Below are 26,683 nucleotides of genomic sequence, written 5' to 3' on the forward strand. Positions count from 1 at the left end.
GGTGCACCGACGAGCTATCACGCCCGAAGTGGCCGAGCGAGCCGTAAGGGATCGCGAACCGGCGGCCTTCGGGTTCTTCAGCAAGCGGGCGATGTCCCCAATGCCCTCGGGATTTTATGTTGCGGCGACGCCTTGTTTGCCGGTCTTGATGCCGGGCAGTCACGCCGTAAGATGCAACATACGCCACAGGGCTTGCTCATTGGGCCAGAGGCTGGCTCAGCGTCCGGCCGTTTCTTGGGTGTCGTGGGACATACAGGTGTCCGGCGTGTCGTCAATGGTGGCCAGCATCGACGCGCATTCGGCCCATTAAGGCGGGCAGTTTTGGCAGCTGGCACCCTCAGCCAGCGCGGAAAGCGCGATCGCGGGTGCGAGAAGCGACAGATGGCATTATGTTCCATGAGAGCATATTTGTTGGGATCGGTCTTGATAGGGTCGGACAGATAGCGGCCCGGCGGCGACCCGGTCGTTGTCAACGGGTTCCGAGCGCGGCAACGCCAGCGTGGCACCAGCACGAAAGTCGAACGGCGGGGCCGGGCGCCGCCCCGCGCACAAGGTCCGGCATGCTGCGCGCGACATTCTTGATGATGATTTTTGACTTGTGCAGCACGCGCACGATCCTTCCGGAACCAATTGCAGCCGTGCGCTACCCGCGATCCCAGAAGCCTTTTGACACCGAGGCGGTTGGTTCAGGGGGTGCGCCGCTGTACCAGCCGCCAGACCCGCAGCCCGATCAGTACCCGGCCCGTCGCCGCAACAGCCAGAAGGCAGAGCGTGGCCTTGCTGAGCGGGCCCATCGTGCCGTCGATCAGCAGCGCATGGCCAGCGCTGGCACCCACCGCGATGCCCACCGCCGTGCTGTGCCCGGCCCGCCACGCGCGCGCGGACAGGCGAGGGCGCAGCAGTGCCAGAAGCCCCGCCGTGCTCAGCGCCCACATGGCGATAACGCCAAGATGGGAAAACGCGGTTGGCGCTGCGAACGTCATCGCATCAATCATGTCGGGCGGACTGGTGATCCATAGCCCGGCGATGTGCAACGCCACAGCACCGATCAACAGCACGCCGACTGCACGGTGCACGCGCCGTCCCCGGCGCGGGGGAAGACCCGGCAGGTATCCACCGGCCAGCAACGGCTGTACCAACAGCAGCGCCAGCGCCGCGACCCCGGACAGGCCTGCCGCGATGTAGACAGGCTGTCGCCATGCGAGAAGAGGGCTTTGCGCGGCAACGACCAGCGGCACGCCCACGGCCGCCGTCAGCATGGCCCAGATCAGGATCGCCCGTGTCCGCGCCATTACTCAGACGGGCTGCAACACGAAATCCGCACTCAGGCGGGTGTCCCGCGGACTCGACATCACCGGACGCAGGAAAACAGTCTCGAAGCCCTCGCTGTCGAAGGCGAGATGTCCATGCGCTTGCCCGAAGGCCGGGACGATCTGCGGCATCTCCATCCGGAAGACGCCGTTCGCGTCAGTCAGTGTCGCACCGTGGCTGTGCGGGTCGCGTTCGTGCCCTTCGGTTGTATGGGCCCAGATCTGGATGCGTTGTCCCGGTAGGGGCGCGCCGTCGCCCGCGCGCCGCACGGTGCCGGTCATCAAGAAACCACCGCTGCCGATGCGCGAGACGATTGGCGCGCCGGGGCGGTAGTTGTTCGAACCACCCCGCATGGACCGGGTGGGGGGAAGCCCCGCTGCCCGGGCCGGAACCACGAGGCCCGCGGCACCGGTTGCAAGCGCGGCACTGCCTGCTGCGAGCAGCAGGCGGCGTGATGGCGTGGCTGTCAGCATGTCGATCCCTCCTGTTGATCCGGCGGGCGGCAACGCGCCGCGCCGCACTTCGCAATATACCTAGATGCGCCCGCTTGAGGAGCGATGCGCGCGCACGGCTTCGTGACCGTGTTTCCGAAAAGGCTTGGCGGTCGGCGGCTTGGCCTGGACCCGCGCCCAGTCAACGCCCAGATCGGGTTCAGGCCGGGCGCAGGCCGGCGCGGCGTGCCCGGCGCAGTACGGTGGACCGGTTAACTCCCAGCCGCCGGGCTGCCAGTGACATGTTGCCGTTGCAGGCCTCCAGCACGTCGGCCAGCGGGGGCGGCGCCCCCGCTGCGATCTCCTTGCCAGCCCCGCAGGGCTGCGGGCCGCAAGCTGCCGGGGCCAGCGCGGGTGCGGGCAGGTCAGGCAGGTCGATCACTGAACCCTCGGCCTGCACCAGCGCCGCTTCCAGCACCCCGGCAAGCTCGCGAAGGTTGCCCGGCCAGTCGCGGCTTTTCAGTTCAGCCCGCGCGGCGGGCGACAGCCGGAAGCTGCCCGGGCGGTGATGCGCCGCCATTCGCAGCACTCGGTCCAGCAACCAGTCGAAATCCGTGCGGCGGCGCAGCGGCGGCACGTCCAGTATGGCAGTGGCGATGCGGAAGAACAGGTCCTGCCGGAACCGCCCGGCCTGCACCGCGACGCCCGGGTCGGCGCTTGCGGCGGCGATGATCCGGGGTCGCTGGCGGGCCGGGCAGGCGGCAATGCGGTCCAGCAGGCACAGCAGCCGGGCCTGGCCCTCGGGATCAAGGTCATGGAGATTGTCCAGGAACAGCGTCCCGCCTTCGGGCAAGGTGTCGAAGCCGGGCGCGCCGATGCAGTTGACCGCCATGAATGGCCGTGGCCGCACATCGCAATCGTGGATCGCGCGGGCCAGCCGGTCCTTGCCGGTACCTGTTTCGCCCCGGATCAGCAGGGGCAGGCGGGTGGGAGCCAGCCGCGCCGCGCGGTCCAGCAGCACCGACATCGCCGGATCGCTCCCCGCCAGCGACCGCAGCGCGGCGGGCAGGCCGCTGTCGGGCAGCGCGCGCGCCTTGCGCGGGCGCTGAGGGGCGATGGCATGGCCGAACGCAGCCTGACCGTCGCGCAGGCCGATCACCCGGTCCTCGGTGGGCACGCCTCGCATGAGGTCGGGCAGGTTGTCGATGCCCAGTTCGAAGAACTGTTCGATCGGGGCGCCGAGCACCGGGCCGCCCTGCCGCGACAGCGCTTCGCCCGCGCCGCGTGTCATGCCTATGATCCGGCCCGACCCGTCCAGCGCAACGGCCGCATCCGGGTCCACGTCCAGAAGTTCGGGGCTGGACGAGAACCGAAGCACCCATTCGCCGCGATGCATCGCCATCAGGTTGGCCATTTCCACCCGCCGCGCGCTGGTCTTGACAAGATTCAGGGCAAGCGTCTGGCTGATCTTCGGCTGGGGCGAGCGCAGCAGCGAGATATCGAGCACCGCAGTCAACTCACCCACCGTGTCGAAGATCGGTGCGGCGGTGCAGGACAGCGGTGTGTGCGTCATGTCGAAATGGTCGGTCTGATGGATCGTGACCGCCTCACGCGTGGTGATGCAACTGCCGACGCCGCAGGTTCCGGCAAGATCTTCGGACCAGTCCGACCCGAGATAGAGCCCGGCCCGGCGCAACTCGTCCTCGAAGCGGGGATCGCCGAAGAAGTCCACGGTGACGCCTTTGGCGTCGGCCAACAACAGCACATAGTTCTGCCCGGCGATCTGGCGGAACAGCGCCTGGAGCCCGCTGCGGGCAATGGCGATCAGTCGTTCGGACTGTTCGCGATGCTCGCGCAGGCGGCTCGCTTCGACGATATGCGCGGGCGACGGCTTGGCCGGATCCAGCCCGTACTGTTCCACGCAGCGCCGCCACGATTGCGCCACGACGGCATCACGTCCGCTGGCGCGGCCGTTCAGGACCTGGTCGATCTCGCGCAGATGCTCCCTGTCGCTCATGCGGACCCTCCCTTCCGCGTGCGGGACAAGCTTGCCGCAGACCGGCCCGCCGCACAAGCGCGGCGGGCCGGTCTGCGGGCGGCGGCCCGGGGCGCGCGGACCCGGGCCGCGACCCCTCAGCCCAGAAGATGGGTTTCGGGCAGTCCGTAGACCGGGGTGTCCAGCCCTTCCATGCGGGCTTTCAACTGCAGCGACAGGAACTGGGAATAGTGCCGCGACTGGTGCAGGTTGCCGCCGTGGAACCACAGCGCTTCCTGCTGCGTGGGTTTCCACATGTTGCGCTGCTCGCCGACCCAGGGGCCGGGGTCCTTAGGGGTGTCGGACCCGAGGCCCCAGCACTTGCCCACCTTGTCGGCCACGTCCTGACCGATCAGGTCGGCCGCCCAGCCGTTCATCGACCCGTAGCCGGTGGCATAGACGATCACGTCCGCCTCCAGCATGGTGCCGTCCTCGAGCTGCACGCCCTCGGGCACGATCCGGTCCACATTGCCATGGGCCAGCTTGATCTTGCCATCGATGATCAGCTGGCTGGCGCCCACGTCGATGTAGTAGCCCGACCCGCGGCGCAGGTACTTCATGAACAGGCCAGACCCGTCGGCGCCCCAGTCCAGCCAGAAGCCCGCCTTTTCAAGCCCTTCATAGAATTCTTTGTCCCGTTCGCGCATCTGCTCGTAGAGCGGGATCTGAAATTCGTGCAGGATTCCATAGGGGATAGAGGCGAAGATCAGGTCGGCCTTCTCGGTCGTCATGCCCGCCCGGACGGCCTCTTCGGAGTAAAGCGCGCCAAGGCCGATTTCCATCAGACTGTCCGAGCGCACGATATGGGTGGAGGACCGCTGGACCATCGTCACGTCGGCGCCGTTCTCCCAGAGCGCGGCACAGATGTCGTGGGCCGAGTTGTTGGACCCGATCACCACGGCCTTCTTGCCCCGGTAGGCATCCGGGCCGGGGTGCTTGCTGGAATGATGCTGGTCGCCCTTGAAGCTGTCCATGCCCGGAAACTCCGGCACGTTGGCCTTGCCCGACATCCCCGTCGCCAGCACGAGCTGCTTCGGACGCAGCGTCACCTCCTGCCCGTCGCGGTCGATGACGACAGTCCATTCCCCTGTATTTTCATCAAATTTCGCGGACTTGCAGGTGGTGCGGGACCAATAGTTCAGTTCCATCACCTTGGTGTACATTTCCAGCCAGTCGCCGATCTTGTCCTTGGGCGCGAAGACCGGCCAGTTTTCGGGAAACTTGATGTAGGGCAGGTGGTCGTACCAGACCGGATCGTGCAGGCAGAGTGATTTGTAGCGGTTGCGCCAACTGTCTCCGGGACGGTCGTTCTTTTCGATGATGATGGTGGGCACGCCCAGTTGGCGCAGCCGCGCGCCAAGCGCGATGCCGCCCTGTCCGCCGCCGACGATCAGCACGTAGGGCTGCCTTTCATAGCCCAGCTCGCGCGCCTCTGCCTCGCGTTCTTCTTTCCAGGTCAACTGGTTGGGGGCGGCGCCATGTTTGGCGCCGAGCGGCCGGTCGAAGCCCTTGGGTTCCTCGAATCCTTTCAGTTCGACAAGGCTGGTCAGCAGCGTCCAGATCTGCCCGTCGCGCAGCCGCACAAGCCCGTAACCGCGCCCAACGGCGGTTTCGAAGCTGATCCAGGCGGTGGTCACGCCGCCGTCTGCGGTGGCGACCTCGCCCTCGGCGAGACGCCAGCCGGTTGGGCGCACGCCGGACAACTGCGCGCCCAGCATGTCCGCGATCTGGTCACGGCCTTCGCTGGTGTGGATGTTCCAGGTGAAGGTGACGAGGTCGCGCCAGTAACACTCCTCGACAAAACATTGGGTCGCGGCTTCGATGTCACCGGCTTCAAGGGCTTGTCCGAAGCGGGACAGGACTTCCGTCACCTCGGCGTCTGCGGTCGTGTCGAGCATTCTCTCCTCCGTTTGTTGTTGTGCTCCTCCGCCCACAGGCTGAACCCGGCGTCATCTTGCTGTCACGCGCTATCCGTGGGTGCGCGGGCGGGCCGGGCAAAAAAGCGCGGCCAGTGTTGCGCCGCGCAACACTGGCGCAACAGCACTGCGCGCGGTGCCTTGATACCGTTGCAGGCCGTACAAAACGCCGTTGGAGAGGTGTCGGAAAATTGTAGGGGTCCTGCAGCAGTCCAGTAAGGTCGCGGCGCTGCGCCGCCAGTGCCTTCAAGCGGCTTGCCCGCGCCCTGACGGATCGGGTAACCGGCACGGAAAAGCGCCCAGTCCTGCGCCATAAACGCGCCAGAACCCCTGTTCGCACACCGCCCGCGTGCCGATCCCGAAAAGGAGCCACCCTGTGCAGCCATGGATCCCCCTCGCCACGGCGACCGCCCCGCAGGGCGGCTTGCTGCGCCTTCTGCGGCGCGGCGACGAATTCTCGATCCGGCTGGAAGGCGGCAACGAGTTGATGAACAGCCGCCTCGGCGGTTCGGAGGAGGCGCTGGCGACGCTGGCGCTGACCCGGTTGGGCGTGCGGCCGTGCCCCGTTCTGCTGATCGGCGGGCTGGGAATGGGCTTCACGCTCCGGGCGGCGCAGTCGGCGCTGACGGGCCCGGCGCGACTGGTGGTGTCGGAGATCGTGCCCGAGCTTGCGGACTGGGCGGCGGGGCTGATGGCGCCGGTGTTCGGGGACTGCCTGTCTGACCCGCGCGCCGAGATCCGGATCGGCGATGTCGCGGCCGAGATCCGGGCGACGCCGGGTGGGTTCGACGCGATCCTGCTGGACGTGGATAACGGGCCGGACGGACTGACCCGCGACGCCAACGGTGCGCTTTATGGAGAGGTCGGGTTGCGGGAGGCGCGGCGCGCGCTGCGGCCGGGAGGCGTGCTAGCGGTTTGGTCGGCTGCGCCTGACGCGGGCTTTACCCGGCGCCTGACCCGCGCCGGGTTCGAAACCGAGACGCACGCGGTGCCCGCCGGGCGCGGCAGACGGGGGCCGAGGCACACCATCTGGACGGCGCGCGCGCCGGGTTCCTGACCAGGCGCCTCGCACACCGCTTTCCCTTGCGGCCGGGAGGCTTGCACGGCTAGATCGGCGGGCGGCCGCCGGCCCCGTGCGCGGGCACGGGAGGGCCGGATCATCCGGGGTGCGCCCCGCAGCCGAAGGACAGTGCCATGCGCAGCACCAAGGTCATTCATGTCGTTTCCTGCCATGCGGAGGGCGAGGTGGGCGATGTCATCACCGGGGGCGTCACGCCGCCGCCGGGCGACACGATCTGGGACCAGCGCGCGTGGATCGCGCAGGACGACGCGCTGCGCAACTTCGTGCTGAACGAGCCGCGCGGCGGTGTCTTTCGCCACGTGAACCTGCTGGTGCCGCCGCGCCACCCCGAGGCGCAGGCCGCCTTCATCATCATGGAACCCGAGGACACGCCGCCGATGTCCGGGTCGAACTCCATCTGCGTGTCCACCGTGCTGCTGGACAGCGGGATCATCCCCATGCAGGAACCGGTCACCCACATGGTGCTGGAGGCGCCCGGCGGACTGGTGCAGGTCCGTGCCGACTGCGCGGGAGGCAAGGCCGAGCGTATCCACGTGGAGAACCTGCCCTCCTTCGCCACCCGCCTGGGCGTGCCGCTGGATGTGCCGGGCCTTGGCCGCCTGACTGTTGATACGGCCTTCGGCGGGGACAGTTTCGTTGTGGTCGACGCGGCGGCGGCGGGGGTCGCGCTGCACCCGGACAACGCACGCGCCATTGCCGAAGCCGGGGTGCGGATTACCAACGCGGCGAACGCGGCTTTCCGGTTCGAGCATCCCGAGCGGCCGGACTGGACGCACCACTCCTTTTGCCTTTTCGCCGGGCCGATCACCCGCGACGGCACGGCTCTGCGGGCACAGTCGGTGGTGGCGATCCAGCCCGGCAAGCTGGACCGCTCGCCCACCGGCACGGCGGTGTCGGCGCGCATGGCGATCCTTGCGGCGCGCGGCGAGATGGGGCCGGAGGACCGGTTCACCGGCGTGTCGATCATTGGGTCCGAATTCGAAGGCCGCATCCTTGGCGCGGCGAAGGTCGGCCCGCTGGACGCGATCCGCCCCGAGATCAGCGGTCGGGCCTGGATCACCGGCACGCACCAGCACATGCTGGACCCGTCCGACCCATGGCCGGGCGGCTACCGGTTGTCGGACACCTGGCCGCGCCTTGGCTGAGGCGCGTCAGAACCGGTTCGGCGCGTAGGGCGCAAGCGGCAGCGCTGGGGTGCGTCCGGCGGCCAGGGCTGCCACCAGTTCGGCGGTGCCCGCCGACTGGGTCAGCCCGAGATGCCCATGCCCGAAGGCATAGATCACCCGGTCCGCACGGGGCGCCTTGCCGATCACCGGCAGGCTGTCGGGCAGTGAGGGGCGAAAGCCCATCCACTGGGAGCCGCCCGTCGTGTTCAGCCCGGGCAGGAAGTCCGCCGCCTTGGCGACCAGCGTTGCGGCGCGCCGCATGTTCGGCGGCAGGTCGAGCCCGCCCAGTTCCACCGCCCCGCCGACGCGCAGCCCGTCGCCGATGCGGCTGACCACGAAGCCGTGTTCGGCAAAGGTCAGATGAGTGCGGACATCGACGCTGGCGGTGGGAAAGGTCGTGTTGTAGCCGCGTTCGGTTTCCAGCGGGATGCGGTCGCCAAGACCGGCGGCCAGCCGGTGCGACCACGCGCCCGCGGCCAGCACGACCTGACTCGCGTGCAGCGGCCCGGTGGCGGTTGCGATCTCGACCCCGTCCGCGGTCTGGCGCAGGCCAAGCACCTCGGAGGTGTCGATCCGCCCGCCCGCCGCGCGCAGCCGCGCGGCCAGATGTTCGGTCCAGCGGGCGGGATCTGTGGTGTTCATCCAGTCGGGGGTGAAGCCAGCGCGCACGAAGCGGGGGCTGAGGCCGGGCTGGATTTCGGCAATGGCGCCCGGGGACTCCAGCAGCTCGAACCGGATGCCGTGCGTGCGGCGCAATTCCCACGCGGGCAGGCTTGCGCGGAAGGCTGCGGTGCCCTGATATAGTTGCAGCTGCCCTTCACGGCGCATCATCGGTTCGCCGTCGACCCGGACGATCAGCCGGTCCAGTGCCGCGCGCGACAGGTGCATCAGCCCGGCCTGCGCGGCGACCGCGGCTTCGTAGCGGGCGGGCCTGCTGGCGCGCCAGAAATGCCACATCCAGGGCGCGATGCGCGGCGCGTAGGCCAGCGGCACCGACAGGGGCCCCAACGGATCGAGCAGCCAGCCCGGCGCCTTGCGCATGACGCCGGGCGTGGCCAGCGGCTCTACGTCGCTGAAGGCGAAGGCGCCGGCGTTCCCGCGCGAGGTTTCTGCGGCCACGCCGCGCCGGTCGATCAGCCGGACCTGCCGACCCTCGGCCTGCAGCGCGAGCGCGGCGGTCACGCCGATGATGCCCGCGCCGATCACGACGATATCCGCCTTGTCGGGGCTGCTGGTCATTGCGGGATGCCGTTGCGGAACGGATCGTCCGCGTCGAACAGCAGCGTCGCCTCTGCCATGACATGAGCCTTTCCGGTGATTGACGGGATCACTCCGCCCTGTGTGCCCGCCTTCCACGACAGGGTGTAGGCGCTGCCGATAATGCTGTGCTGCACGATCTGCGCGCCCTCCGCGAGGCGGCCGTCGGCGGCGAGGCAGGCCAGCATCGCCGAACAGCCGGTGCCGCAGGGTGAGCGGTCATAGGCGTCATCGGGACAAAGCACGAAGTTGCGGCCATGAACGCCAGGCGCGTCCGGGGGACCCTGGAGGATCACGTGGTCGATGTCTGACCCGGCGGCGTGCGCGGCGGTGCGGATCGCAATGGCGGTGTCGGTGAGCGTGCGGATCGCCCCGCGATGCAGCGGCACCGGGCTGGGATCGACGATGAAGAAGCGGTTGCCGCCCCATGCGACGTCACCGGTCACCGGGCCCAGCCCGGGCACCTGCAGTGTCACGGCTGCTTCAAGGCGGTGGCTTTCGACATTGGTGACCGTAACCGTGGCGGCGTCGTGGACCTGCACGCCGACGATGCCGACCGGCGTTTCGATGCGGTGTTCACCGGGGCCGATGCGCCCCATATGCACCAGCGTCGCGGCCAGCCCGATGGTGCCGTGCCCGCACATGCCCAGCACCTCGGCCGCGTCGAAATAGATCACGCCCGCGGCGCAGCCGGGGTCCACCGGTTCGGTCAGCAGCGCACAGACCATGGCCACCTGCCCTCGCGGTTCGGCGCACACCGCTTGGGTGAAGGTGCCGTGTTCGGCAGCCAGCCTGCGGGCCCGGTCGGCCAGCGGCCCGGTGCCGAGGTCTGGTCCGCCCGACAGGATCACGCGGGTCGGCTCCCCCCCGGTGTGGCTGTCGATCACATGCATTCAGCGATCACCCCGCCCTGCTGCGACCACGCCGCGAACCACGCGTTGAACTGGTGGAACTGCGCCTCGCAAAACCGCGCCTGCGACGGCGACAGCATGTCGGTTTCGTAGATATTCAGGCGATACTCTTCCTCGCCCTTCAGAGTCATCATGTGCTTGAAATAGAGTACCAGATCGACGCCTTCGTCGAATTTCGCCAGCACGGCGAAGGCGCTTTCAAGTTCGCGGGCGCGCATGTCGGCCTCGGGGTCGCCCTGCGCCGCGCGGCGCGACAGCGCCACCTGGAGCAGCGTCTCGCGCGGGAAGATCGTGCCCACCCCGGTGATCGCGCCCACCGCGCCGCATTTGACAAATCCGTGGTACACCTCGGTGTCGACGCCGACCATCAGGATCACCTCGTCGTCGCGGGAGGTAATGTGCTCTGCCGCGTAGCTGAGATCAGCCTTGCCGCCGAATTCCTTGAACCCGATCAGGTTCGGGTGCTCGTCGCGCAGGGCGAAGAACAGGTCTGCCTTGGTGGTGTAGCCGTAATAGGGGCTGTTGTAGATGATCGCGGGCACGTCCGGCGCGGCATCGAGGATCGCCTTGAAATGCGCGCGCTGTGCGGCCACTGACAGGCCGCGCGACAGCACGCGTGGGATCACCATGAGCCCGGCTGCGCCGACCTTCTGGGCATGGGCGGCATGAGCTACCGCCGCACGCGAGTTCAGCGCGCCGGTGCCCACGACGACGGGCACGCCCGCCTCGGTCAGCCGTTCCACGCCGGTCATGCGGTCGGCATCGGTCAGCAGCGGCCAGTCCCCGCAGGATCCGCAATAGACCACTCCGGACATACCGGCCGCGACCAGTTCCTGCCCCTTGCGCACCAGCGCGTCGAAATCCGGGCTGCGATCCGCCTTGCAAGGGGTCAGCAGGGCCGGGATGGTGCCGTGAAACACGTCTTTCTTCATGGGGTGGTCCTTTCGGGTGGGTCCGTCGGGGGCGGTGTTGGTGGGAATAGTGGCAGGGGCGGGCTCTAGCGCGCGGCGGCAAGCCAGCCGGGCGGGTCGGAAGGAGCGGTGCCGGTGCGGGCGGCTTCGGAGCAATGGTCGAGCGGGCCGAAGCGCACGGCGCGGTTGCTGAGGCCCGGCGCGTAATGGGCATATTTGCCTGAATTGGTCATCAGCACCCGCGCTGCGGGTGGGAACACCGGTTCCGAGATCGAGCACCAGCACAGGTCCGGTACCAGCGTCACGCCTGCCGCGCGCAGCCTGTCGGCCACGCCGTTTGCGGTGATCGTGTCCAGCGTGCCGCGCCCCAGCGTGACGATCGCGGTCACATCCGGGTGCACGTGTCCGCCATCCATCCGCGCGGCGAAGGCGGCGCATTCGTCGGCCGAGAAATGCGGACTGCCAAGCGCCACAAGATCCACTTGCGCGGGCGCGGTGTTGAACCCGGCCCAGGCGCGCGAAAAATCGGCCGGGCCGATCGCTTTTATATCGGCGTCCGGAGCCGGGGACATGTCCGCCTCGGGCGTGTGCCCGGCGATGTGCAGCATCGGCGCCGCAGAGGTCGTGCCATAGGCCGCGCAGAGCGCCTTGAGATCGTCCTGCGAGGGGGCGAGTCCCTCCAGCCCGCGCAGCAACGGGATGCGGTCCGGCGCGGCTTGCCCTGCAAGCCAGCCCAGCATCGGCCAGAACGCATCGTCGATGGCGTCTGGCACTGCCACATCGAGGATGCGGCGCGGCGCGCGCTGGTCCTGAAGGTAGACGCCTGCCTGCGCCGCGCGCCCGGTCAGCGCGATGCACAGGTCCATGAAATCCGCATGTTTGACTGTGCGTGCGCCCAGCACGGAATTGGCGTATATCACCGCGTTGCTTTCGGCCCAGGCGATATCCTCGCCCCGTTCGGGGCCGTCCGGCAGCAGGTAGGGCGCGCAGGTGAATGACGGGCGCGCGCCCATTTCCACGTAGGCGTCCGCAAGCTGGCTGGCGGGAAGGCCGAATGCGGCATCCACGCCCTGAGTGCGCCAGTTCGCGTGGTCGACCGAGATCGCGTTCATCGTGGTCGGCACGCGCACTCGCGCGCCGGTATCGGCCATCTTGCGGGCGAAGGTCAGGAAGGCGGGACTGGCGTAGATGCAGCCGTCGATATGCACGCGCGTCACGTCGGTCAGGCGGCCCGCGCCCTGCGCGGCGGCCATCGTAGCGATGATGTCCATGGCGATGCGGGCGGCCTCGCCCTTTGCGCCGTCCAGCATGGCGCGGTCGCGGTCCTCCAGCGCGAGCGCGTCGGGATCGACCGCGCGCAGCGGCAAATCGAGCGTGCCCGCGACCAGCCGGTCCGGAGTGATAGCGGCGTGGGGTTCGCGGGCGAGCCGGTCGTAGTCGGCGGGCGCGAGGCGCAGCACCGCGATGGCGTGGCCGAACAGTCGCTGCGCCACCAGCGCGCCGAGGGTCAGAATGTCCTCGGCTTCGCGGAAGACGAGCGCACGGGGAGCGGTCCCGGCGAAGGCGAGACCCAGAAGCACCCCGCTGCCGGTGCACGAGCCGCGGCTGGTGGGCATCAGCACGATACGTCCGGCAAGGTCCTGCCCGCGCTGGGGGTGGTGTGCGTCCATGATCTGCCCGGTGGCCGGATCGACGCCGCCCCACACGCTGAGTCCTTCGGTGCACACGAGCACCGGGCCCTCCACCGTCGCGGGGACGATCACGTCGGACATGCTCGGTCCTTTCGGCCTTTGGCGGGTCGTGGCGGGCTGTGCCGGGAAATTCGCGGGCGCGATATTCCCACTCTACCTGCGCGATCCCGGTTGCTAGTGTTGTGCTTCACGCAAATATGTGCTTAAACAATCATGGTTGGTAAGAAAAGAAAAATATGGCCCGAACAGAAAAAACCTCGCGGCCCGCAGCGGTCGTTCCGGTGGCCGAGGACTGGGATGCGGAGCGGCAGCAATTGCGCGCAGAGCTTGGCGCCCGGATGAAGACGGTGCGCCAAGCCTGCGGTTTCACGCTGGAGGTCGCCGCGCAGCGCACCGGGCTTGCGGTGTCCACGATCCACAAGATCGAGAACGGGCGCGTCTCGCCCAGCTACGAGAATCTCGTGAAGATCGCGCGCGCCTACGAGATCGGGATCGAACGGCTGTTCTCGTCCGATCACGAGCAGGCCCAGACCACGCGGATGACCGTGACGCGGGCCGGGCAGGGGCGCAAGGTACGCAGCAAGAACTTCGAATACGAGGTGCTGTGCAACGCGCTGGCCGAGAAGAAGATCGTACCGCTGGTCACGCGAGTGGAACGCCGCGCGCCGCTGGCCCCGGCCGATCTCGAAGCACATACCGGCGAGGAGACGCTGTTCGTACTGTCCGGCCGGGTGGAGCTGACGGTTGAGCATTACGAACCCGTCGTGCTGGAGCCGGGCGACTGTGCCTATTTCGACAGCACCCTGAAGCACGGACTGCGGGCGATGGACGATACCGATACGCGGGTCTTCTGGGCCTGCACCTATACAGACGTGGCGGGCTGACCCCGCACGCGTTCCGACCTTTCCGACAGGAGGCCCCCGATGCCGGACCAGACCCCCGTTTCCGTGGACGCGCTTCAGGAGCGCGTGACCGCCATCTTCACCCGGTGCGGGGTGCGTGCGCCAAGCGCGGAGGCGGTGGCGAAGGTCATCGTCGCGGGAGAGCGGGACAACTGCAAGTCGCACGGGATCTACCGGATCGAGGGGTGCCTGCGGGTGCTGGCGGCGGGCAAGGTCGAAGGCGGCGCGGTGCCGCGAGTGCATGACAGCGGCAAGGCGGTGATCGAGGTGGACGCGGGCGGCGGCTTTTCCAACCCGGCCTTCGACGCTGCTGTGGACGTGCTGGCCGCGCGGGCGCGCGAGACTGGGCTGGCTGCGCTGGTGATCCGCGACTGCCTTCATTTCTCGGCGCTGTGGCACGACGTGGAGGCGCTGGCGGCTCGGGGGCTGGCGGGGCTGTCGATGTGCCCGAGCTATTCCTTCGTGGCGCCCGCGGGCGGCAAGGACCCGCTGCTGGGCACGAACCCGTTCGCCTTCGGCTGGCCGCGCGCCGGGGCGCATCCCTACGTGTTCGATTTCGCCACCTCGGTCGCGGCGCGCGGCGAGATCGAGTTGCATCGCCGCGCGGGCACACCGATCCCGGAGGACTGGGCGATCGACGCGCAGGGGCAGCCGACGACTGACCCGGAGGCGGCGCTGGCGGGGGCGATGCTGACCTTCGGCGGGCACAAGGGATCGGCGCTGTCCACGATGATCGAGTTGCTGGCCGGCGCGATGCTGGGCGAGTTCATGAGCCGCGAGGCGCTGGATTTCATGGGCCGCACCGATCTGCTGCCGCGCCATGGCGCGTTGGTGGTGGCATTTGACCCGGAAACCTTTTCCGCGCGCAGCGGGCGCGACCCTGTCGCCGAGGGCGAGAAGCTGCTGGACGCGATCGCAGGGCAGGGCGCGCGGCTGCCTTCGCAGCGGCGGTTCCAGGCCCGCGAGGTGGCGCTGGACAGCGGCATACTGCTGAGCGCGGCGGAATTGGAGCAGCTTGCCCGGTTCGAGGCCGAGGGTCTAGCCGCGCTGGACGGCTGATCCGCGACCGGCCTAGTTCCGCGCAGGGATGCTCGCGACAAGCGACGCGGTCACAAGATCGGTCAGCGTGCGCGCCACGCAAGCGCCAGAATGCTGCGCGTCACCCGATGTCGGCACGCGGCCGAGCGCGCGCCGCGCTCGTTGCGTCTCGTGCGCGGCGCTGAGGCGCCGCAGGAACCCGGCATAGGGATCGGTGCCGTCGCGCCTCGGACGGTAGTCGAGAAGCCCCTCCCGCTGGTCGGCCCGGTAGATCGTGCGGCCTTCCTTGATCGTCTCCAGCACCGCGATCGTATCGAGCGCTTCGGGGTCGATCGCGGTCGGATCCTCCGACAGGATCACGAGGTCTGCCAGTTTGCCGGTTTCGAGCGATCCTTTCCGGTCCTCTTCGAAGTGCTGATAGGCGGGCCAGATCGTCAGGGATTTCAGCGCGGTCATCACGTCGACCCGCTGGTCCGGTCCCATGATGTCGCCCGACCGCGATCGCCGTGTCACCGTAGCATCGAGGATGCGCATGCTGTCGGGAAACGCGACCGGCGCGTCGTGGTGGCTGGAAAACATCATACCGCGGGCCCTTACCCAACCGGTCGGAGAGATGTTGTCGGCCAGCGCCGGGCCGACGGTGCGGTCGCGGTGCCAGTCACCCCAGTAGAAGGTGTGCATCGGAAACAGCGAGGGGAACACGTTCAGCCGGTGATAGGCGTCCACCTGGTCCTCGCGCAGGAACTGCCCGTGGATCAGCACCGGGCGCCGGTCGGCGGGGCCATGTGCTCGCGTGGCGGTATCAATGGCGGCGATCAGCATGTCCGACGCGCCTTCGCCATTGGCGTGGGTCAGGATCTGCACGCCATTCGCGAAGGCCCAGTCGATGGCGTCGAACACCTGGGTGCCGGTCGCGGAGGCATAGCCGACGTAGTCGGCGCGCTTGCCTTCGGGCGGCTTGTAGTAAGGCCGGTCGCGCAGCGCGGTAAAGCCCTGCGGCGAGCCGTCGATCGTCAGTTTCGCGCCGCCGACGCGGAACCTGTCGGTGTAGTCACGCGCGGCGGCCTGCAGGATGAAATCGCGGTCCACCAGCACGTCGGGATAGGTTACCACGTCGATGTCCAGACCTTCATCGCTGGCTACCGACTGCATCAGCCGCGCGACCGCTGGGATGGAACGGCCCTCCTGCGCCGTAGTGTAGCCGTAGGATGCGATGAGTTCCGTGCCCGCACGGAACAGCGCGCGGTTTGCCGCCTCGTCCAGACCTCCAAGCAGCTTGCCGATGACGAGGTTGGCAGCGTTCTCCTCGAGCACGCCATCGGGTTCGGACCCGTCCGCCTTGCGGCGGATCACCCCGCCGCTGGGATCGGGCGTGTCCGCCGTGATGTCGGCCAGTTCAAGCGCGCGAGAATTGGCCACGCCGAGATGCCCGGACTGGTGGATCACGTAGACCGGCAGATCGGTGGACACTGCATCGAGTTCGTCGCGCGTCGGGTGGCGCTGTTCGGCCAGTTGCGCGTCGTCATAGCCGAAACCGAGGATCAGCCCCGCGTCGGCAACCCGGTCGGGATGCGTTTCGGCGAAGCTGCGCAGAACCTGCTGAAGGGCGGGAATGTCGTTGACGGGTCCGTCCGGCGCGGGCAGCAGGTTGGCGGACAGCGCCTGGATCCCGATCATGAACACGTGTCCATGCGCGTCCACGAAGCCCGGGACCATCGTGCGTCCGGCAAGGTCGATCACCTCGGTCCTCGGTCCGCGCAGGGCAAGCACCGTTTCCGCGTCGCCCACACGGGCGATCAGCCCGTTCCGCACGGCCAGCGCCTCGGCCCGGATGGCGCCGTCGGCCATCGTCAGGATTGGCCCGCCCAGCCAGATGCGGTCGGCTGGGTCAGTCGCGGGCTGCGGGCCCTCCGCGGTGTGCCCGGCGCGGAAATGGTCCCACGCATCGAGGATGCGTCCGTCCGGCAGGGTGCAGATCCCTCGTCGACCTTCCGGCGAGCTTTCGATGTCGTAGGCGCCGCCTTCGTCCGTGCAGAAGACTGCGGCAGGGTTCGTCTTTTCGGATGCCGTCGCTGTCGCCGTGGTGGGCGCGACGCCAACAAGGCTGGCGATCAGAAGGCAGGCGAGGATTGGCAGGGAACGGGGCATGTCGGTGGCCAGTGCGTTGGGGGCTGCTGCGGACCCCCGGCGCGCCGGGCAAGGTGGCGCGCCCGGAGGCGGGCCGCGTCCGCCGGTCGGTCATGGCCTCATTGAAAGGTGTATCGGGCCACCCTGTCCACGCGACACGGGGCCACCGGTGGCACCACCCCTGCACGGCCGGCCCCCCAAGGGGCCGACCGCCCGCACCGCGTCAGGCCGCGGCCAGTTTCTTGCGTGGGTCGTAGAACGGGCGTTCAACGACGGTTGCGCGAGTTGGGCCCGACGGGGTGACGACCTCGACCTCAGTGCCGATATGGGCGCAGTCCGCTGCCACCATTGCCAGCGCGATGTTCTTGTCCAGCCGTGGCGAGTATACCGCGGAGGTAACCTTGCCTACCGTGGCGCCATCGCGGAGCATCGGCCAGAAGGTCGTGTTCGGCCCGCTCAGTGGGTCGCAGTCGATCACCAGCCCGACCTGGCGGCGCTGCACGCCCGCATCGCGAATGCGCCGCAGCGCCGCCTTGCCGATGAAGTCTGCCTCCATGTCGAGATCGACAAGCCGGTCGAGGCCCAGTTCATAGGGGTTGGTGTGGATGTCGGCGTCGGCGTGATAGGACAGCATCCCGCCCTCGATCCGCCGGATCGAAGAGGTGTGGCCGGGCTTGAGCCCGTATTCCAGCCCGGTCGCCATGATCCGTTCCCACAGCGCGTCGCCATAGGCGCTGTCGCGCAGGTAGATCTCGTAGCCCAGTTCGCTAGACCAACCGGTGCGGGACACGACCAGCGGGATGCCGTCGAGGTCGACCTCGCGGAGCCAATAGTATTTCAGGTCCATGATGTCGTCGCCGAACAGGGCGCGCATGATCTCGCCCGATTTCGGACCCTGAAGCTGGAGCGGCGACACGTCAGGTTCGGTGATCATCACGTCGAGGCCGGAATGCACCGCGACGCCCTGTGCCCAGAGCAGGATGTCGCTGTCTGCCAGCGAGATCCAGAAATGGTTCTCGGCAAGGCGCAGCAGGATCGGGTCGTTCAGGATGCCGCCGTCGGCGTTGGTGATCAGCACGTATTTGCACTGGCCGACCGCCATCGTGGACAGGTTGCGCGGCGTGAGCATCTGCACGAAGCGCGCCGCGTCCGGTCCGGTGATTTCGACCTGCCGTTCAACCGCCACGTCGCACAGGATCGCGTCGTTCACGAGGGTCCAGAAGTTCTGTTCCGGGTCGCCGAAATCGCGCGGGATGTACATGTGGTTGTAGACCGAGAACGCCTTGGCGCCCCAGCGCACGGTGGCGTCGAAATAGGGGGATTTCCGGATCTGGGTGCCGAATCCGAATTCGTCTGCGTGCATTGTTTCCTCCCTTGCCTGTCCCGGTCCGCTTGGCCTTTGGACGATTGAACTGGCGGGCATATTGTGGCCGATCGGGTTTTCATGTGGACCAAAAAAACGGCACGCCAAGTCCGATCGGGCTGATTTATGGGCAGAGGCCGGTCCGTTCGGACGCGTGGGTCAGGGTGCGCCGCGTCCGGCCAGTTTCAGCAGGTTTGGCTGGCTGGTCTTGACGGTGCGCGTGACGATGTAGGTCATGTAGCGATCTACCCCCAGTTCGGCGTCCAGCATCGCTTCCATCAGCGTCTGGAAGGCGGCGAGCGATGGGCAGACGGAACGCAGCACGTAGTCCATGCCGCCGCCCGTTGCGATGCAGTCGGTGAATTCGTCGCGGGCGCGCACGAAGGCTTCGAAGCGGTCGAAATCCGTCTTGCGGTGGTGGGTGAGGGACACGGTGACCACGACCTGCGTGACGTCGCAGACACGGTCCAGCGCGATCTCTGCGCGGTAGCTGCGAATGAACCCCGCTGCCTTCAGCCGGTCGAGCCGGGCCCAGCAGGGAGTGGGCGAAATGTTGACGATCTCGGCAAGCTTGGTCTTGCTGAGTTGCCCATGCTGCTGGACGGCGCTGAGGATACGGATATCCGTCGCATCGAGGCCCGGTCTCTTCACGTGTTCGGCGGTCTTTCTGGGGCGATTGAATAGCGTTGCACACCAAACTAGCGCGTGGCGGCCTGCACGCGAGGCGATGTTTGCGACGCAAGGCGCCCCGTCCGCGGCGCGCGGCGCGCCCGGCGGGAGCTGCGCGTGCCGTCAGAGGCCGCGTTCAGGCGCGGGGGTGTAGGCGTTGGCGCCATGCGCACCCGCCGCCCCGAAATGGTCCAGCGTGGCCGAGAACTGTTCGTATTCGTCCTGCATCTGGCCTGCATCGACGCGGTCATAGACCGACTGCGCCGCGCGCCGTTCGATCTCGAAGTTGCGGAAGCCGCGGTTTAGATAGATGTCGTCGATATAGGATAGGGCGGTCTGGAAGTTCGGATCGTTGATGCCCATGGCGGGGTTCTGCGCCACCGCACGCAGAGCCTGCGCCTGCGCCTGTGTCGGCACGATGGAAATGCCGCGCGACAGCAGGTCCTGTTCCATGCGCTGGCGCACCGGAGCGGGCGGGTTGCCCAGCACCAGGTCGGCGGCCTCGGCAGCGATGCCGCCGGCCTGTCCGCCGGCGTTGCGGAACTGGCCGTCGAAAGCGGGCAGCCGGTCGGCCCGGTCCGACGAGGTCTGGTAATCTCCCGCGATCTCGCGCTGGCCCAAGGCGCGGGCGCGCGCGGCCAGAGCCTGCGCCTGCCGATTGGCCTGCGTGTTCAGCGGAGCCTGGTACTGCCCGCCGCCCTTGCCGCCACCGCCCCCCGCGCCGCCCGGCGGGTGTTTGGGTTTCGGCTTGGATCCGGTCTGTCCGGCATCGACCGGCATCGCGGCCATCAGGCAGGCCAGGAACGCGGTCAGGACAAGTGCAAGGGTCGGTCGGGTCATGCCTGGCCTCCTCTCATCAGGTTTTCGGGCAGATCGGCAGCGGGCGGAACGCGCCGCCATTGCCGGGCATTTGCCAGCCGGTCACCGACCAGGTTCCCTTTATTTCGTCGGTGACCTTGAACGGCCATTCGAAGGTGGTGTGCGTCGGTCCGAGTTGTTCCAGTGGTACGAGGCGCCGTTCATCGATGGACTCGTCGGTCATCAGGCTGTTCTTGAACAGGCCGCGAAACACCTTGGTCATTTTGAGAAAGCCCACGAAGCTCGATTCCGATCCACCGAGATTGCTTGCGGCGCAGAACTCCGCCGCCGTGATGATCTGCGTCTTGGGTGCGACCAGCAGCGGCAGCTTCATCTGCTTGGGCGGGTGCAGCATCGTGGACAGGTCGTCCGGCACGAGGATCGTGGGGTAAGCGCGCGACGAGGCATAGATCGTCACCGGCGTGCGCCTGCCCCAATCATCGAAACCGACCGTCACAGCCGCCGCGTCCAGATCGCTGAGATCGGGCGAGGTGAGGTCGAACACCACCTCGTCGATGCTCAGCCGGTGCACGTATGGCTCCCAGATGTCTGCGGGGTCGTCGTAGCGCGGGGCGGCCGCGGCGACAGCGCCGGTGATCGCGGCGGACAGTTCGCGCTGGACCTGTTGCACCGGCAGCGCGCGCTGGTCGGCGCCGAATACCGCGTCCTCGAAGAACACCACGTCGACAAGATCGCTGAGCGGCCGCAAGTCAAGAAAGATCGGTGCCGGGATCGACGCGCTGCCGATCTCGGTGAACGACTCGACCTGCCGTTCCAGCGAGGCGTTGGCCGACACCGACAGGTTCTCGCTGTCGGTGTATTTGCCCGAGTTTGTCCAACCCTTCACGGTGGCCGAGGCGTGCACATCGACGCTGGAGCCGTTTTCCATCAGCCCGCCGGCGGCTTCCTTGCTGTAGATCAGGCTGTTGCGGCTGCTTTGACCGCTGGTGACCGCATGGGCGTAATGGGTGCCGTAGATGTCGATCACCTCGGTCTGGTAATCGACGGTCTCGCCGCGCTTGCGCCGCATCAGGATCGACAGAAGCGTCTGCTGGAAGTCGGGATCGAGGCTCTGACGGCGCCAGTCCGACACCAGCGCATAGTCGCTCTGGAAGCTTTCGGCGAGCACGATCTGGCTGCCGGTCTCGCCGTTGGTCTTGGCGTCCTTGGTGACCTGGCTGTCGACCCCGAAGCTGAACGCCTTGTCGATGCCGGTGCTGATACCGAGCGAGGAGGCGTGCGCCTCGGAGAATTCGGAGGCGCTGCCGGTGGTCACCGTCGTGGTCGTGCTGCCCGACCTCGACGCCAGCGCGATCAGCAGGCCCTGCGGTACGATCTTCTGGAAGCGCGTGTAATAGTCCACGCTTTTGGGGCCGGGCCGCGCGAAGACGAGGTTGCGTTGTCCGCGGTTTCTGATGATGTCTCGCGGATCGACGTCGGAAATATTGTAGCCGTGGAAGCTGTAGTCGAGAACAGGCGCGGCGCCTTCCTGCGCGAAGACACCGCCAAGCGCAATGAAGTCCTGCTTGCTGCGCAAGTCGGGTCGGGGCAGCACCTTTTTCCAGGGCGTATTGCCCAGCATCATCTCGGTTTCCGACACGAAGCGCAGGATGCCACCGGTCGCGTCGGCGTAGGTGCCGTCGGGTTGCAGGCGCAGGCGGTCGGTGATGTTGCCGTATCCGATCCGGATGGTGCGGCCCCGATCCTCCATCCGCAGGCGCATGACCGAGCGGCTCACGTAGTTGCCGTGCGGGAGCCGCCCGCCACGCGAAAGCACGGTCTCGTCGCTGACCAGGATCGGCGCGTCGTTCTGGGCCTTGGGTTCCCAAAGCCCGTCCGGATTGAGTTCCGGCGGAAACACACGCGGCGTGAAATCCAGCGCATGCACGCCATCATCGTCGGACCACACCACGACAGCGTCCAGCTCGAACGCGGGAAGCGTCGTGCCGTTTGCACCGGGCCTTGGCTGCGTTGCCATTCCAATGCTCTGGAACGATACGCCGCCCGCCGTCGCCGGGTCGAAATCCGCGTTGCCGAAGCGCGGCGACACACGGCCCTCCGAAGTGGTGAAGGTCAGGTACTCCAGCGCGGCGACGTTGGTCGCGCTGATGCTGTTCGCATCCTCCTGGACCATGACGACCTTCGAGGACACCAGGGCCCTCACTTCGGCGATGGTTTCACCGTCCGCAAGTTCGAAGCTGGTCAGCGTCTGTGTGCCCGTGGCGGGCTGGGCACCGTGCCGCGCCGCGCCCGCCCGTTCTCCGAACCGGTCCTCGGTCACGAAGGTCAGCGCGTGCAGCCGGTCGCCGCCGATGCCAACGATCTTGCTGATCCGGCCGTCCTTGGGCAACAACGACACGACTGGCTCTCCCCGCTGCACGCCGATTGGCTGGCGCAGGGAGGACACGTCGTCCAGTGTCAGCGCTTCGGTGTAGAAGGCGCTGGCGCTTTCATCGGTGAATTCGCTGTACAGCCGTACGAAGGGGGCGAGATCAGGCTCATCGTCCGGAAATCCGTATTCCGACAGTGTCAGCGCCAGCGTCTGCGGATCAAGTGGCTTGTCCCAGATGCGGATGTAATGCACCTCGCCGATCAAGGGGGTGTCGCCGCGCGCGCCGCCCCCGATCTGGAGCGGTAGCCGTTCCACCGGGCCGTAGCCGATCCGCACTTCACCCAGCAGGTCCTCGCCGTCGAAGATGCGGCTGACCCCGCCGACCGTGCTGACGGCCAACTGGTAGTATCCTGGCACCGTCATATCCAGCTCCACGCGCGCCGCGCCGTCCGCGTTGCGCAATTCCAGCTGGCGGCCCTTGTCCACGATATCGAGCCGGAAGTGCGTGCGGGTGATGTCTTCGAAGGCGAAGACGGTCATGCGTTCGGGCAGGTCCTGCAGGCTCTGTTCGTCGAGATGGACCATGATTTCCACCGCGCCAACGCTTTGCGGGGTCAGGCGATCGTCGGACTCGAGCCGGATCGGCTTGCTGGCTGGTCCGAACACGACCGGCGCCCAGTCCGCCGCGCGTGCGGATGTCGCGCACAGGGCCAGCAGAAACGCGAGATAGATTGCCGTCGCTCTGGCGGGGAGACGGCCCGTCCCGCCTGCTAGATCGCGCATCAAGATCCCCTTCCCAGACGTTTGTCGCTTTGGTTAATCAAGGTCAGCATGCAGCCTGGCGCCCGGTCAACCGTTCATTGTATGGTGCCGGGTGGGAAAACCCGCCCCAGATCGGCGCGTGGTCGGCGCGCGCGGACAGGGGCGGGACGTCTTCGGCAGCCGCGCGCGCGGGCCGCCGGGGGCCATTACAGGCTGGGAAGCGGGGGCAGCGCCTGGCCCAGCCATTTCTGCGAAAGTGCGTCCAGCTCGCCGCCGAGCGTCTTGTGCAGGATGAACGTATTGGTCCAGAACAGCAGGTCGAGATTGCCCTTCTTGATCCCGATGAAGGCCGGCGATTCCTTCAGGATGAATTTGGTTTCAATGTCCATGTCGGCATCTGCCTCGCTGATCGCCGCGGCCAGCGTGTTGCCGCTGACCAGAACGTCCACTTGCCCGGATTCGAATGCCGCCCGCGTTGCGGCGTTGTCGCCGAAGCGCACGATCTCGGTTGTTTCGGGAGCCATGGCGGTCAGTTCGAGATCCTCCAGCGTGCCGCCGGTCAGGCCGACCGACATGCCGGCCAGATCCTCGACCGATGCGATGGCCTTGTCGGACGCCGCAAAGGCCCCGGAGAAGAAGGGCGCGTAGGCAGAGGAGAACCAGATCGACTTGGCGCGTTCAGGGTTCGCGCCCATCGTGGCGATCACGAGGTCAACACGGTCGGTTTCCAGGAACGGGATGCGCTGGTTGGAGGTCACTGGCACCAACTCCAGCTCGACGCCGAGATCCTCGGCGATCAATTTTGCCACGTCCACGTCGTAGCCTTCGTATTCCCCGCTTGCGCCGAGCGCGCCGAATGGCGCGAAGGATTCCGGCACGGCGATGCGTACGGTGCCGCTTTCGAGGATGTCGGACAGGTCTGCGGCGGCGGGTCCGGCAGTCAGAGGCAGCGCAAGCAGCGCGGCGGTGGCAAGGGTCTTGAAATTGAACATCGTGGTCTCCCGTTTTCTGGACATCATGCGGCTATGGGCGGTGTTTTCCTGACCGTTCCCAGCCGCTTCTCCAGGCCCAGCGAGAGCCTGGAAAGCGGAAAGCACAGCGCGAAGTAGATCAGCGCCATGAGCGGATAAATGATGAAGGGCTCCGTGCCTTCGACAGGGGCGTTGGCCCAGCGTTTGCCGACGCTCATCAGGTCGGAGAACCCGATGATATAGGCCAGCGAGGTTCCCTTTATGATCTGCACGAGGAAGCCAACGGTAGGCGCCAGCGACACACGTACGGCCTGCGGCAGCACAACAAGGCGCAATGTCTGCCAGAACCGCAGCCCCAGTGCCTCGGCGCCTTCCCACTGTCCGGTGGGGATGCTCTGCACCGCGCTGCGCCAAACCTCGGCAAGGTAAGCGCTGGTGTAGAGCGTCAGCGCCGCGCTGGCGGCGAGCCAGACATTGACGTTCACGCCCAGAAGGCGCGGCACGCCAAGGCCGAACAGGAACAGCAGCATCAGAAGCGGCGCGGACTGGAAGAACCAGATATAGGCGGTGGCGAGGCTTCGGGCGCTGCGCGCGGGCGCAATGCGCAGCAGCGTCACCAGCGCGCCGACGGTCCCGCCGCCCGCAAAGGCGATGGCCGACAGGTAGATTGTGAACTGCGTGGCGAACAGCAACTGGTAGAGGACTACACCCTCGGGCGCGCCGAGAAGTCCGGTCAGCAGGTCCTTCATCGCGCCACCTGCCAGCGGAACAGGCGGCGCTGCAGCACCGCCAGCCCGCCCTTGAAGGACAACGACATCAGGATGTAGATCAACGTCAGCGTGAAAAAGACTTCGAACGACCGGAAGGTGCGGCTGTCGATGAACTTGCCGGCCTGCGTCAGGTCATTGACCCCGATCTCGGCGATCACGCCGGTGGTCAGGAACAGGAAGATGAACTGGCTGACCAGCGACGGGTAAGTCTTTGCGACGGCCTGCGGCAGCACGATCTTGAAAAAGGTCTGGCGAGGCTTCAGACCGAGCGCCGCGGCCGCCTCGGTCTGGCCGGTGCCCACGGTGGCATAGCCCGATCGCAGGATTTCCGAGAAATACGCCGAGAAGTTCAGCGTCAGCGCCAGAAGGGCATGCGCCCAGAATGGCCATTGGTAGCCCAGCAGCGTCGGCAGGCCGAAGGCTACGAAGAACAGCTGCACGATCAGAGGCGTGTTGCGGATGAACTCCACATAGGCGGCGGCAACGTGGCGCAGAACCGACAGCCGGGCATAGCGCGCGCCGGACAGCGCCAGCGCCAGCGCCATCCCGGTCAGCGCGGCGGTGATGGTCAGCGCCGCGCTCAGCGCCGCGCCTTCGAGCAGAAGCAGCAGATAGTCGCTGCGGCGGTATATTTCGAAGAACCGAAGATCCATGTCCCGGCCATACCCGGCCCCGGCCCCGGCGTAACGCGAAGGGCGGGCCCGCCGCGTCCAGCCCCGCCGTTGCGGCAAAAGCCGCCCGCAAATCGGGCGCGATGCACATAATTCAGGCGAAACTCGGACCGTGCGACCCGGAGCTGCGGCAGATGGCGGTCAACGCACCTTGGACAGGAACGCTTGCGTTTCGGGATGCCGGGGCGCGCCGAACAACTGGTCCGGCGCGCCGATCTCGGCCATGACGCCCTTGTGAAAGAACGCCACCCGATCGGACACATCTCGCGCGAAGCTCATCTCGTGGGTGACGAGGATCATCGTCATGCCTTCCTCGGCCAGCATCTTCAGCGTCTCCAGCACCTCGCCCACAAGCTGCGGATCGAGCGCTGAGGTCACTTCGTCGAACAGCATGTAGCCGGGCGACATGGCCAGCGCGCGCGCGATTGCCATGCGCTGCTGCTGCCCGCCCGACAACCGCGAGGGATAGGTGGACAGCTTGTCGGCCAGCCCGACATGGCGCAATTGCTTCTCGGCGATCGCCTCGGCTTCGGCGCGGCCCATGCCCAGGACCTTGCGCGGGGCCAGCGTGACGTTCTCCATCACCGTCAGATGCGGGAAGGCATTGAACTGCTGGAACACGATCCCGACCTTGGTCCGCAGTTTGTTCAGGTCGGTTGAGCGGGCGTGAACCTCGGTTCCGTCGATGGTGATCTTGCCGCCGTTGATCGGCTCCAGCCCGTTGATGCAGGTCAGAAGGGTCGATTTGCCCGACCCCGACCCGCCGATCACGGTCACCACCTCGCCGCGTTCGACGGTCAGGTCGATCCCTTTGAGGACCTCCAAATCGCCAAAGGATTTGCGGACGTTCTGGATGTCAATCATTGGACCACCGTCTTTCGAGATAGCCGCCGAAACGGGCCAGCGGGAAACTGATGATGAAGTAGAACGCGCCGCAGATCAGCAGCAGGAACAGAGGCTCCTGCAGGCGCGTGATGAGGATCTGGGTGGACTTCAGAAGCTCGGTGACCTGCACCACGTACACGAGCGCGCTGTCCTTCATCACACCGAGCGCGAGGCCGATCCAGGACGGCAGCGCGACGCGGGTGGCCAGCGGCATCACGATGTAGCGCATGTCCTGGCCCCAGGTCATGCCGAGCGAGCGCGCCGCTCGGCGGGTGGTTTCAGGCACGGCCTCGATCCCGCCGCGCACGATTTCGGCGCAGTAGGCGGAGGTATAGAGCGACAGCACCATGCAGGCGACGGTGAAACCAGAAATCTGGATCTGTAGCACCATTCCGACGAAGGCGTTACCCAACACAAGCTGGATCAGCAGCGGCACGGACCGGAATATGTCCAGCACGAAAGTGAGCGGCGCGGACAGCACCGGGCCGAGTTGCGTGCGGATCACGCCGAAGAGGATGCCGAGGAGCGTGCCGATCACGACCGAGATCGCGGTCACGAGGATGGTCACGCCCGCGCCTTCGGCCAGGAACATGAGGTCGCGCAGGGTCAGCGAGGTGTCGAACAT

General features: G+C 67.2%; 22 protein-coding genes. 4 read left to right on the plus strand and 18 right to left on the minus strand.

The annotated features are described in order from the left end of the window. Window positions 1-686: 686 nt before the first annotated feature. The 4 genes from DKT77_RS01980 to DKT77_RS01995 form a co-directional block, all read right to left on the minus strand. Window positions 687-1,292 carry a ferric reductase-like transmembrane domain-containing protein gene (locus DKT77_RS01980; RefSeq protein ID WP_109810070.1) on the minus strand — a complete coding sequence of 202 codons (606 nt, stop codon included), beginning with the start codon at window positions 1,290-1,292 and terminating at the stop codon, window positions 687-689. A 3-nt stretch (window positions 1,293-1,295) separates the two neighbouring features. Beyond that, window positions 1,296-1,784: a peptidase associated/transthyretin-like domain-containing protein gene (locus DKT77_RS01985; RefSeq protein ID WP_109810071.1), complete on the minus strand. Its 489-nt coding sequence runs from the start codon at window positions 1,782-1,784 to the stop codon at window positions 1,296-1,298. Between the two features lie 178 nt (window positions 1,785-1,962). Further along, entirely contained in the window at window positions 1,963-3,759 is a 1,797-nt protein-coding gene (locus DKT77_RS01990; RefSeq protein ID WP_109810072.1) for a sigma-54-dependent Fis family transcriptional regulator, read from the minus strand. 116 nt (window positions 3,760-3,875) lie between these two features. Continuing rightward, window positions 3,876-5,675: an NAD(P)/FAD-dependent oxidoreductase gene (locus tag DKT77_RS01995; protein ID WP_109810073.1), complete on the minus strand. Its 1,800-nt coding sequence runs from the start codon at window positions 5,673-5,675 to the stop codon at window positions 3,876-3,878. 394 nt (window positions 5,676-6,069) lie between these two features. Here DKT77_RS01995 and DKT77_RS02000 point away from each other — a divergent pair, with 394 nt between their 5' ends. Both DKT77_RS02000 and DKT77_RS02005 read left to right on the plus strand, forming a co-directional pair. Continuing rightward, window positions 6,070-6,750, plus strand: a complete 681-nt coding sequence (locus DKT77_RS02000; protein WP_109810074.1) for a spermidine synthase — start codon at window positions 6,070-6,072, stop codon at window positions 6,748-6,750. 137 nt (window positions 6,751-6,887) lie between these two features. Beyond that, complete coding sequence (locus tag DKT77_RS02005) at window positions 6,888-7,919, plus strand: trans-3-hydroxy-L-proline dehydratase (RefSeq protein ID WP_109810075.1); 1,032 nt, start codon at window positions 6,888-6,890, stop codon at window positions 7,917-7,919. Between the two features lie 6 nt (window positions 7,920-7,925). Here DKT77_RS02005 and DKT77_RS02010 read toward each other — a convergent pair whose 3' ends face one another. From DKT77_RS02010 to lhpI, 4 genes are all read right to left on the minus strand, one after another. Next, window positions 7,926-9,179, minus strand: a complete 1,254-nt coding sequence (locus tag DKT77_RS02010) for an NAD(P)/FAD-dependent oxidoreductase (RefSeq protein ID WP_109810076.1) — start codon at window positions 9,177-9,179, stop codon at window positions 7,926-7,928. Further along, entirely contained in the window at window positions 9,176-10,090 is a 915-nt protein-coding gene (locus DKT77_RS02015) for a 4-hydroxyproline epimerase (protein WP_109810077.1), read from the minus strand. Before DKT77_RS02015 ends, DKT77_RS02010 begins: the two co-directional genes overlap by 4 nt. Continuing rightward, the gene (locus DKT77_RS02020) at window positions 10,081-11,040 is read right to left on the minus strand and encodes a dihydrodipicolinate synthase family protein (RefSeq protein WP_109810078.1); all 960 of its coding nucleotides are present in this window, start codon (window positions 11,038-11,040) and stop codon (window positions 10,081-10,083) included. Before DKT77_RS02020 ends, DKT77_RS02015 begins: the two co-directional genes overlap by 10 nt. Window positions 11,041-11,105: 65 nt before the next feature. Further along, window positions 11,106-12,791, minus strand: coding sequence for a cis-3-hydroxy-L-proline dehydratase (lhpI, locus tag DKT77_RS02025; protein ID WP_109810079.1), 1,686 nt, complete (start codon window positions 12,789-12,791; stop codon window positions 11,106-11,108). Between the two features lie 155 nt (window positions 12,792-12,946). Here lhpI and DKT77_RS02030 point away from each other — a divergent pair, with 155 nt between their 5' ends. Together DKT77_RS02030 and DKT77_RS02035 are read left to right on the plus strand one after the other, a co-directional pair. Next, the gene (locus DKT77_RS02030; RefSeq protein WP_109810080.1) at window positions 12,947-13,594 is read left to right on the plus strand and encodes a helix-turn-helix domain-containing protein; all 648 of its coding nucleotides are present in this window, start codon (window positions 12,947-12,949) and stop codon (window positions 13,592-13,594) included. Window positions 13,595-13,633: 39 nt separating this feature from the next. Continuing rightward, the gene (locus DKT77_RS02035; protein ID WP_109810081.1) at window positions 13,634-14,671 is read left to right on the plus strand and encodes an Ldh family oxidoreductase; all 1,038 of its coding nucleotides are present in this window, start codon (window positions 13,634-13,636) and stop codon (window positions 14,669-14,671) included. A 12-nt stretch (window positions 14,672-14,683) separates the two neighbouring features. Here the strand turns inward: DKT77_RS02035 and DKT77_RS02040 are convergent, their stop codons facing one another. The 10 genes from DKT77_RS02040 to DKT77_RS02085 all read right to left on the minus strand — a co-directional run bounded on the left by DKT77_RS02040 (window position 14,684) and on the right by DKT77_RS02085 (window position 26,683). After that, complete coding sequence (locus tag DKT77_RS02040) at window positions 14,684-16,798, minus strand: amidohydrolase family protein (RefSeq protein ID WP_109810082.1); 2,115 nt, start codon at window positions 16,796-16,798, stop codon at window positions 14,684-14,686. A gap of 202 nt (window positions 16,799-17,000) precedes the next feature. Continuing rightward, complete coding sequence (locus DKT77_RS02045; RefSeq protein WP_109810083.1) at window positions 17,001-18,140, minus strand: glycine cleavage T C-terminal barrel domain-containing protein; 1,140 nt, start codon at window positions 18,138-18,140, stop codon at window positions 17,001-17,003. Between the two features lie 159 nt (window positions 18,141-18,299). Further along, window positions 18,300-18,791 carry an Lrp/AsnC family transcriptional regulator gene (locus DKT77_RS02050; protein ID WP_109810084.1) on the minus strand — a complete coding sequence of 164 codons (492 nt, stop codon included), beginning with the start codon at window positions 18,789-18,791 and terminating at the stop codon, window positions 18,300-18,302. Window positions 18,792-18,932: 141 nt separating this feature from the next. Beyond that, window positions 18,933-19,649, minus strand: a complete 717-nt coding sequence (locus DKT77_RS02055) for a hypothetical protein (protein ID WP_109810085.1) — start codon at window positions 19,647-19,649, stop codon at window positions 18,933-18,935. 16 nt (window positions 19,650-19,665) lie between these two features. After that, entirely contained in the window at window positions 19,666-22,782 is a 3,117-nt protein-coding gene (locus tag DKT77_RS02060; RefSeq protein ID WP_109810086.1) for an MACPF domain-containing protein, read from the minus strand. A gap of 185 nt (window positions 22,783-22,967) precedes the next feature. Next, a complete protein-coding gene (locus DKT77_RS02065; protein ID WP_109810087.1) occupies window positions 22,968-23,753 on the minus strand; it encodes a transporter substrate-binding domain-containing protein in 786 nt (261 codons plus the stop codon). Window positions 23,754-23,776: 23 nt separating this feature from the next. Beyond that, window positions 23,777-24,481 (minus strand): amino acid ABC transporter permease, encoded by a 705-nt coding sequence (locus DKT77_RS02070; protein WP_109810088.1) that lies wholly within the window; start codon window positions 24,479-24,481, stop codon window positions 23,777-23,779. Continuing rightward, entirely contained in the window at window positions 24,478-25,155 is a 678-nt protein-coding gene (locus DKT77_RS02075) for an amino acid ABC transporter permease (protein WP_109810089.1), read from the minus strand. The genes DKT77_RS02070 and DKT77_RS02075 overlap by 4 nt, the downstream gene beginning before the upstream one ends. A 159-nt stretch (window positions 25,156-25,314) precedes the next feature. Then, window positions 25,315-26,037 (minus strand): amino acid ABC transporter ATP-binding protein, encoded by a 723-nt coding sequence (locus DKT77_RS02080; protein WP_109810090.1) that lies wholly within the window; start codon window positions 26,035-26,037, stop codon window positions 25,315-25,317. Further along, complete coding sequence (locus DKT77_RS02085; RefSeq protein WP_109810091.1) at window positions 26,030-26,683, minus strand: amino acid ABC transporter permease; 654 nt, start codon at window positions 26,681-26,683, stop codon at window positions 26,030-26,032. The genes DKT77_RS02080 and DKT77_RS02085 overlap by 8 nt, the downstream gene beginning before the upstream one ends.

Source organism: Meridianimarinicoccus roseus (assembly GCF_003172915.1).
GTDB lineage: Bacteria > Pseudomonadota > Alphaproteobacteria > Rhodobacterales > Rhodobacteraceae > Meridianimarinicoccus > Meridianimarinicoccus roseus.

Coding starts and splice junctions, on each gene's coding strand:
- DKT77_RS02035 (WP_109810081.1), top strand. CDS start 13,634: ATGCCGGACCAGACCCCCGTTTCCGTGGACGCGCTTCAGGAGCGCGTG.
- DKT77_RS02070 (WP_109810088.1), bottom strand. CDS start 24,481: ATGAAGGACCTGCTGACCGGACTTCTCGGCGCGCCCGAGGGTGTAGTC.
- DKT77_RS02030 (WP_109810080.1), top strand. CDS start 12,947: ATGGCCCGAACAGAAAAAACCTCGCGGCCCGCAGCGGTCGTTCCGGTG.
- DKT77_RS01995 (WP_109810073.1), bottom strand. CDS start 5,675: ATGCTCGACACGACCGCAGACGCCGAGGTGACGGAAGTCCTGTCCCGC.
- DKT77_RS02010 (WP_109810076.1), bottom strand. CDS start 9,179: ATGACCAGCAGCCCCGACAAGGCGGATATCGTCGTGATCGGCGCGGGC.
- DKT77_RS02055 (WP_109810085.1), bottom strand. CDS start 19,649: ATGACCCGACCGACCCTTGCACTTGTCCTGACCGCGTTCCTGGCCTGC.
- DKT77_RS02085 (WP_109810091.1), bottom strand. CDS start 26,683: ATGTTCGACACCTCGCTGACCCTGCGCGACCTCATGTTCCTGGCCGAA.
- lhpI (WP_109810079.1), bottom strand. CDS start 12,791: ATGTCCGACGTGATCGTCCCCGCGACGGTGGAGGGCCCGGTGCTCGTG.
- DKT77_RS02075 (WP_109810089.1), bottom strand. CDS start 25,155: ATGGATCTTCGGTTCTTCGAAATATACCGCCGCAGCGACTATCTGCTG.
- DKT77_RS02020 (WP_109810078.1), bottom strand. CDS start 11,040: ATGAAGAAAGACGTGTTTCACGGCACCATCCCGGCCCTGCTGACCCCT.
- DKT77_RS02080 (WP_109810090.1), bottom strand. CDS start 26,037: ATGATTGACATCCAGAACGTCCGCAAATCCTTTGGCGATTTGGAGGTC.
- DKT77_RS02065 (WP_109810087.1), bottom strand. CDS start 23,753: ATGTTCAATTTCAAGACCCTTGCCACCGCCGCGCTGCTTGCGCTGCCT.
- DKT77_RS01985 (WP_109810071.1), bottom strand. CDS start 1,784: ATGCTGACAGCCACGCCATCACGCCGCCTGCTGCTCGCAGCAGGCAGT.
- DKT77_RS02015 (WP_109810077.1), bottom strand. CDS start 10,090: ATGCATGTGATCGACAGCCACACCGGGGGGGAGCCGACCCGCGTGATC.
- DKT77_RS01980 (WP_109810070.1), bottom strand. CDS start 1,292: ATGGCGCGGACACGGGCGATCCTGATCTGGGCCATGCTGACGGCGGCC.
- DKT77_RS02005 (WP_109810075.1), top strand. CDS start 6,888: ATGCGCAGCACCAAGGTCATTCATGTCGTTTCCTGCCATGCGGAGGGC.
- DKT77_RS01990 (WP_109810072.1), bottom strand. CDS start 3,759: ATGAGCGACAGGGAGCATCTGCGCGAGATCGACCAGGTCCTGAACGGC.
- DKT77_RS02045 (WP_109810083.1), bottom strand. CDS start 18,140: ATGCACGCAGACGAATTCGGATTCGGCACCCAGATCCGGAAATCCCCC.
- DKT77_RS02060 (WP_109810086.1), bottom strand. CDS start 22,782: ATGCGCGATCTAGCAGGCGGGACGGGCCGTCTCCCCGCCAGAGCGACG.
- DKT77_RS02040 (WP_109810082.1), bottom strand. CDS start 16,798: ATGCCCCGTTCCCTGCCAATCCTCGCCTGCCTTCTGATCGCCAGCCTT.